Origin of the sequence: Endozoicomonas sp. ALC013 (assembly GCF_049310205.1) — a bacterium.
Lineage (GTDB): Bacteria > Pseudomonadota > Gammaproteobacteria > Pseudomonadales > Endozoicomonadaceae > Endozoicomonas.
The window spans coordinates 1-6,791 of the sequence record NZ_JBLYNS010000200.1; the positions used below are offsets into that span (position 1 = coordinate 1).

The following is a 6,791-nucleotide window of genomic DNA, read 5'->3' on the forward strand; positions in this document are numbered from 1 at the left end:
ATGGATGCAGGAGCTAGAGCAACGCAGGAGCAGTTGCCGAGAGTACCTGAACAAGTAGTCAGAAATATATGATTTCATATGGTTAGCTACTTACATCCGGGCAGTCACTGCGGGCCTACTGAAATGGATTCATTACAGTATCGAGCAGTTCCCACATACCGTTGCGTTTCTGAATTTCGCTGATTGCTCTGCCTTGAATCATCAGTTGTAACAACTCTTGTATATCGTTATGACCGTGATCTTTTGCCCATTTCAGTTTGCTATTCAGTGCCCTGCGGACTTTGTCCGTCGGCTTTGTCCCCGCGCTCAAAATCGTGCCATATAAACATTCTGCGTCATCGTAACGGTCAGTCACTATTGCCCGCTCCAGAGCTTCATTCAGTTTATCCAGAACTCCATCCGTTAGCGTTGCCCCCAGGGCCACAATGACGCCTGTTAAGCACTCAGCGCCATCGTAATGATCGTCAGCTATGGCCCGCTCCACAGATTCATTCAGTTTGCTTACGTCATCGTCCGTCAGCTCTACCCCGGTACCCTTTATGGTGGATACTAACCGTTCTGCCCGCCCGTAGTTCTGGAAAGCTGCTGCCCCTGCCCATACCAGATGACTCCTCAGTTTTTCCTGGTCATCCTCCGTCAGCTTTGTCTTGGTGCTGACAATGATGGATAGTAACAGCTCTTCCTCATCGTAATGAAGGTGATCTACTGCCAGTATCAGACGGTTACTCAGCGCTATCCGGGTATCCTCCGTCAGCTCTGTCCCAGTGCTGACAATGATGGATAGTAACAGCTTTGCCTTATCGTAAAGACGGTTATCTAATGCCTCTATCAGACCTTTACTCAGTTCTATCCGGACATCCTCCGTCAGCTCTGTCTCAGTGCTTACAAAGACGGACTTTAACAGCTCTGCATTATCGTAAAGACGGTTATCTACTGCCACTATCAGACCTTTGCCCAGTGCTATCCGGTCCTCCTTCGTCAGCTCTGTCCCAGTGCTTACAATGATGGATAGTATCAGCTCTGCCTTATCGTAAAGACGGTTATCTATTGCCACTATCAGACCGTTACTCAGTGCTATCCGGTCATCCTTCGTCAGCTCTGTATCAGTGCTTACAATGATGGATAGTATCAGCTTTGCCTTATCGTAAAGACGGTTATCTACTGCCACTATCAGACCGTTACTCAGTGCTATCCGGGCATCCTTCGTCAGCTCTGTCCCAGTGCTTACCATGAAGGACAGTAACAGCATTGCCTGATCGTAAAAAAGGTGATCTACTGCCTGTACCAGACCGTTACTCAGTGCTGTCCGGGCATCCTCTGTGAACTCTGCCCCAGTGCTTTCAGCGATGAATTGTATCCGTTCTAAAAAATCATACCATCCGTACTTCAATGACAATATCACGCCTTCATTCAGTGTTCTCTGCCCTTCGCTGGTCAGCGTTGGCCCTGTATCCTGAGTAATAATGAGTTGTCGTTGCAGTTCCTGAAAAGGCAGGGTATTGGTCGGTCTTTCCTGATTTGCCACCTCCTTTGCTTCGACGACAAGACCCCATAATTTTACTAACTCAGACAGGCCGCCTTTGAATAATGGACTGACTTTCCTTTCTTCTATTTGATGATGGTTGACACGCACCGGCTTCAGGCAGTCTGTGTTGATGGGATTCGCACAAAAGGCTGTAGCCATCACATCCCGGCAAAATGCTTTACCCAGTGCATCAGCAGGTTGTAGCTGGTCAGCTGGCAACACCAGATCGTAAGTCAGATTCTCAATGGAAATATCGCGCTGTGGCGCAGTTTTTAGAGAATCTGCTTTTAGAGAAGCTGCCGGTTGTTTTTCCTGAGTTACGTCTGGCTGCCTGTTTCGATAATTGCTGGCTAAATCAACTAAGACTGGGAAATTCATTATATAGATCCTTTTGATAATTCTTATTAGATAACAGTTAATGAATTTTGTTCCATTTTTCTACAGATAATCATTTAGCCTATTACGCCTTCGTTTGAAGTTACTGACTGATCTCGGTCAAAGTGGAATTAAAAGTGGAGTTAAAGACAGGATAGAAACGTTATTTCTTATGCTTCACACCGTTACAACGGAACGGTGAAAATTTCACCCTTCCGTTATTTTGTGGTTCTGGAATATTGCCAATTTATTCTGAAGCTTCCAGTTTATCCTGGGTCCTGAGTTCAAAATCAGAAGCATCATGCCGGTTTCTCAGCTGCCCGGACAGTTCACCCCAGGTGCGGTTGACCATTTTCCCACGTTGAACGGCCTCTCGCTGCCCAATATGTCTGGACCATCGAACAACATGTTGATAGTCATCCACCTGAAGAAACTCGGCAGCATCGTAGATTTTGCCATCCACCAGGGCCCCGTACCATGGCCAGATTGCCATATCCGCAATGGTATAATCATCGCCACAGATATAGGTATTGTTTGCCAGATGCTGGTTTAACATATCCAGCTGACGCTTGACCTCCATGGCAAAGCGATCAATAGGGTACTGGTATTTTTCCGGCGCATAAGCATAGAAATGGCCAAAGCCGCCCCCCAGGTATGGACCACTGCCCACCTGCCAGAACAGCCATGAGAGACACTGTGCCCGCCTGGCGGGTTCCGCTGGTAGAAACGCATTAAATTTTTCGGCCAGATAAAGGAGGATGGCTCCTGACTCAAATACCGGTATCTCCACACCGTCGCTTCGATCCACCAGGGCAGGAATCTTCGAGTTAGGGTTTATGCCAACAAAGCCCGAACCAAACTGATCACCTGCCATAATGTCAATCAGAAAAGCGTCATACCCGGCCTCTTTAATCCCCAGCGCCAGCAACTCTTCAAACAGTATGGTGACTTTCACACCATTCGGGGTTGCCAGTGAATAAAGTTGGAATGGATGCTTGCCAACCGGTAACGGTTTGTCAAAACGGGCACCGGCGGTTGGCCGGTTAATGCCACCAAACTGGCCACCATTCTCATTTTCCCAAGTCCATACCCTGGGAGGAACATACGATGCATCTGCCATGGGCAACTCCTTATTCGTTCTTAAGCCCGAAGCTGCCCAGCATAAGATAATTCCCGAAGAAAGGTAAGCGTATTCCCGTATTAAACACAGACATGAAAAGTAACGTGAATCGTTTTCAGGCCTTGATGCAAACAATCTGGATAAAAAGCACAGAGTCATCTATCTATGTCATACATCAAATTCACTGCTTAGTTCTTTCGTTCAAAAAATAACCGGAGTGTTCAAACAATGATAAAAACTGTTGTTGTATCCGTCCTGCTCCTGGCCTGCTTTCTGGTTATGGCCGACCTTGTTCCCTTTTTACTGAAAAACACAGACTCACCTGCTGATAATGAGCAGCCACAGAAAAAACAGGAACACATTATCAAATCAATCGTTTTATTAGTTGGTATTGCGATTATGATCACACTGATCCTGCACTTCTGGCACTGACTCAATCAAATCTGACTGGAGAGTAAAAGTGATGCTGACACAGTGAACACTGACTACATTTATGGGCATGGCTGCTTCCCTGAGTAATTGCAGGGCATTACTGAATACCATTCATTTCGGTGAGTGTACTTTGCATACCATGATTAACCGTTTAAAGCGTATATTTTCCCGACTGGCGTTTCTCTGTGCTGGCCAGAAACCCTCCTTTGAAGGCCCGGGGCTCTCCGGCATTATTGCGGATTGGGTTGAGCCGTTGCTCAGTGAATACAGCGACAGTAATAATGAGATCGAAAACATTATTGATCTGACGTCTAACTGCTGGAATATCGGTGCCTGTCCAAAAGATAACCGGGCTGAGTTATGGGGTCTTCTTATCCAGCCAATCGTTGAAGAACACTTTTATGAACACCGGCATGATCTTCAGGGCAAACTCAGGAAACTGATCAAAGTGAGGGAGAAACTGTATGCTCACGATCCACGCTTCATCCTGGATTTTCGGTTTAAATATCGCCGCTCCCAATTGAGGCTGGATATTTTCAGCACCCGGGACCTGAGCCCGTCCCAGTTTATGGCCGGGCTTGATGCATTAATCCATCAAAGTGAACTCAATGCCTGACTCACGTCTGAACCTTCATGATCTCCGGCCACTGCGTCGTATAAGAAGGACTCAGCACCTGCTGGTTCATATGCCATGGCTGCGCCCGGAAGCCCACTGATGCAGGCCGGAGTGTCTGGCTCCCAAAGCGCTGGTTAATGGCATCCAGCACGGTCATCATCCGGGTATTTTCCGGAATTGCTGCTGCCGTCAGCAAGTCTCCCTGAAAACTTGCACCGGAACAAAGATCCACCAGGGCAAAGCCCGCCTTTTTATACTCGTAACCTTCCTGAAACAGCACGTCCAAAGCCGGATTTAACTGTTGCAGCCAAACCGAGCTATCACTGGTGGGCGATGGAACCATCAGCTTCAGACTCCGTCCGGTTTGCGGGAGATTGGCCTTAAAGGGATCGGTCCTGATAAAAATAATGGCTTCACGGGAATACTGCTGTTGTTTTCTGAGTTTCTCGCAGGCGCGACAGATAAAACTGGCCAGTGCGGCATGAAGTGCCTGCCTGGTAGTGACCCGCTGGCCGAAGCTCCGGGAGCACATAATCTGATGTTTATTGGCTGAACTCCCCTCTTCCCAGGGAATGCAGTACTCCCCCTGAAGTTCACAGACCGTCCGTTCCAACACCACAGAAAACTGTTTCCTGACCCATCGACGATTGGCGTTTGCCAGTTGTGCAGCAGTATGAATACCTGCCGCCTCCAGCCGCTTTCCTATGCGTCGGCCTACTCCCCATACCTCACCAACCGGGGTGATTGCCATTAACCGCTGCTGGCGTATCGGGCTGGTTAAATCCACAACACCACCGGTTGCCGGAAATTTCTTGGCCGCATAGTTAGCGAGTTTGGCCAGTGTTTTGGTGGTTGAGATGCCCACACCAATCGGCAGCCCCGTCCACTGGAATACCCGCCGTTTCATATCCAACCCTATGGCATGCAGATTTGCCAGCGGAAAACCGGAGAGTTCAACAAAGGCTTCATCGATCGAATACACTTCCAGCTTCGGGCTGAACTGTTCCAGCACCGACATAAAGCGGGAAGACATATCGCCATACAGCGCATAGTTGGAGCTTTTCAGTATGATTTCACCACGGGCCACCTGATCCCTGACCTTGAACGCCGGTGTCCCCATGGCAACGCCCAGGGCTTTCAGTTGCGCTGTTCTGGCAACGATACAGCCATCATTATTGCTGAGCACTCCCAGGGCTTTACCCAGCAGGGATGGATTAAAGACCTGCTCGCAGGAACAGTAAAAAGCATTGGCATCACAGAGGGCAATAACGTCCTTCATCGCAGGTGGTGAATGACTTCAGTGACCACACCCCAGACATTGAGCCCTTCTTCAGAGTCCAGTTTAATCGCAGGGTAGTCGGGGTTTTCCGAGTGCAATTCCGGTTTGCCATGGCAATAGACCAGGCGTTTTACAATCAGCTCACCGTCCAGCAAGGCCAGTATCACATCACCGTCTCCCGGAGTGAGGGAGCGATCAATAATCAGAATGTCACCATCAAAGATGCCAGCGCCTTCCATGGATCGCCCCTGGGCCCGGGCAAAAAAAGTCGCTGCCGGATGACGGATCAACAGCTGGTCCAGGGAGAGCGTATCTTGCAGGTAGTCAGCTGCCGGGCTGGTGAAGCCACAGGCAGCCGGGCTCTGGTAAAAGGGCAATGTCTCTGGCAAAGGTCGTGGAAGGATCTGGATCGGCTTCATGCCATTCAATCTCATCAACTGTTTATTTATACAGTATAAGCATTTAGCGGTTAAAAGAAAACGGATGCACTTTGGAGGCAGGAGAGCTGTTCCGCAAGCCGACTCTGATCGACTTGCAATGGAGCATCTTTGCTTCTCCACCTGACACACCATCAATGGAACCTGACAATCATTTTGAGGTCAAACAGCGACATTAATAATCTAGTGCAGAAAAGCGTTAATACCCGTACACCCCGTTCATCCTGAGCTTGTCGAAGGATGGTGCCACCGTACTTCGACAAGCTCAGCACGAACGGTATGGGTATCAACGCTAAATTGCACTAGGAGGTACTCTGAAAGCAACCACATCCACCCACTCCCGCTCAAAGCCTGACCGCCGGGATGACACCGGTTCAAGCGGGATGCCTGACCGCCCCAGAAGCACATTTAACGGTAAAAAAGTCTCAAACCATCAGTCCTGCAGAGGCACAAGCCGCCCCCTGCATGATGTCAAAACTCTTGAAGACGCCTTTTGGGAAAGTAAACCGTTACCAGAACGTAAGACCACCTCGGCTGAGGTGCTTAAAGCATATAGCCGTGATGTAACCTCGCTCAGAAGTGGCTTCTTCCTGCAAAAGCTCTGCTTACAGAACGTTCCACACGGCAATAGAAAAGTCACCCCGGATCAGGTCATTCAGGAATTCAAACGGGAGCCGGGTCAGAATAGCAAGTGCCAATTAGCGATAGCTCGTTTCAAAGCGGAATGCTGCCTGAAAGGCCTGCTCCTGAATGGTCAGCGGGTCACAGCGGATGCGGTGGTTAAGGACTTCCCGGATACTCCGGAAGGAAAACTGGGAATAGCACGCTTTATGGAACAATGTTGCCTGAGTGGCCTGGGCCTGCAAGGCCAGCAGGTCACACCGAATGCGGTGGTCAGGGCTTTCCCGGATAATCCGGAAGGCAAACTGGGAGTAGCACGCTTTCAGGAACAATGCTGCCTGAGCGGCTTGCCATTGAATGGCCAGCAGGTCTCACCGGATACGGTG

7 protein-coding genes are annotated in these 6,791 nt (G+C 49.3%); 3 read left to right on the plus strand and 4 right to left on the minus strand.

The genetic code is table 11. The features are described from left to right. Positions 1 to 115: 115 nt before the first annotated feature. A complete protein-coding gene (locus tag ACO6V1_RS21725) occupies positions 116 to 1,903 on the minus strand; it encodes a hypothetical protein (protein ID WP_422459991.1) in 1,788 nt (595 codons plus the stop codon). Between the two features lie 244 nt (positions 1,904 to 2,147). Further along, positions 2,148 to 3,020 carry a glutathione-dependent disulfide-bond oxidoreductase gene (yghU, locus tag ACO6V1_RS21730; protein ID WP_422448985.1) on the minus strand — a complete coding sequence of 291 codons (873 nt, stop codon included), beginning with the start codon at positions 3,018 to 3,020 and terminating at the stop codon, positions 2,148 to 2,150. A gap of 228 nt (positions 3,021 to 3,248) precedes the next feature. Between yghU and ACO6V1_RS21735 the strand changes: the two genes are divergently transcribed. Both ACO6V1_RS21735 and ACO6V1_RS21740 read left to right on the plus strand, forming a co-directional pair. After that, positions 3,249 to 3,452, plus strand: a complete 204-nt coding sequence (locus ACO6V1_RS21735; RefSeq protein ID WP_422448987.1) for a hypothetical protein — start codon at positions 3,249 to 3,251, stop codon at positions 3,450 to 3,452. A 61-nt stretch (positions 3,453 to 3,513) separates the two neighbouring features. After that, the gene (locus ACO6V1_RS21740; RefSeq protein WP_422448989.1) at positions 3,514 to 4,068 is read left to right on the plus strand and encodes a hypothetical protein; all 555 of its coding nucleotides are present in this window, start codon (positions 3,514 to 3,516) and stop codon (positions 4,066 to 4,068) included. Position 4,069: 1 nt separating this feature from the next. Here the strand turns inward: ACO6V1_RS21740 and ACO6V1_RS21745 are convergent, their stop codons facing one another. Further along, entirely contained in the window at positions 4,070 to 5,347 is a 1,278-nt protein-coding gene (locus tag ACO6V1_RS21745) for a Y-family DNA polymerase (RefSeq protein WP_422448991.1), read from the minus strand. After that, positions 5,344 to 5,766 (minus strand): LexA family protein, encoded by a 423-nt coding sequence (locus tag ACO6V1_RS21750; protein ID WP_101746738.1) that lies wholly within the window; start codon positions 5,764 to 5,766, stop codon positions 5,344 to 5,346. The genes ACO6V1_RS21745 and ACO6V1_RS21750 overlap by 4 nt, the downstream gene beginning before the upstream one ends. Positions 5,767 to 6,167: 401 nt before the next feature. Between ACO6V1_RS21750 and ACO6V1_RS21755 the strand changes: the two genes are divergently transcribed. Next, positions 6,168 to 6,791, plus strand: a 624-nt coding sequence (locus ACO6V1_RS21755; protein WP_422468509.1) for a hypothetical protein, incomplete at its 3' end; no start/stop codon positions are given.

Bases quoted from the DNA above. Each gene is read 5' to 3' on its own strand.
- ACO6V1_RS21745 (WP_422448991.1), bottom strand. From the start codon at position 5,347: ATGAAGGACGTTATTGCCCTCTGTGATGCCAATGCTTTTTACTGTTCC.
- yghU (WP_422448985.1), bottom strand. From the start codon at position 3,020: ATGGCAGATGCATCGTATGTTCCTCCCAGGGTATGGACTTGGGAAAAT.
- ACO6V1_RS21740 (WP_422448989.1), top strand. From the start codon at position 3,514: ATGGGCATGGCTGCTTCCCTGAGTAATTGCAGGGCATTACTGAATACC.
- ACO6V1_RS21725 (WP_422459991.1), bottom strand. From the start codon at position 1,903: ATGAATTTCCCAGTCTTAGTTGATTTAGCCAGCAATTATCGAAACAGG.
- ACO6V1_RS21735 (WP_422448987.1), top strand. From the start codon at position 3,249: ATGATAAAAACTGTTGTTGTATCCGTCCTGCTCCTGGCCTGCTTTCTG.
- ACO6V1_RS21750 (WP_101746738.1), bottom strand. From the start codon at position 5,766: ATGAAGCCGATCCAGATCCTTCCACGACCTTTGCCAGAGACATTGCCC.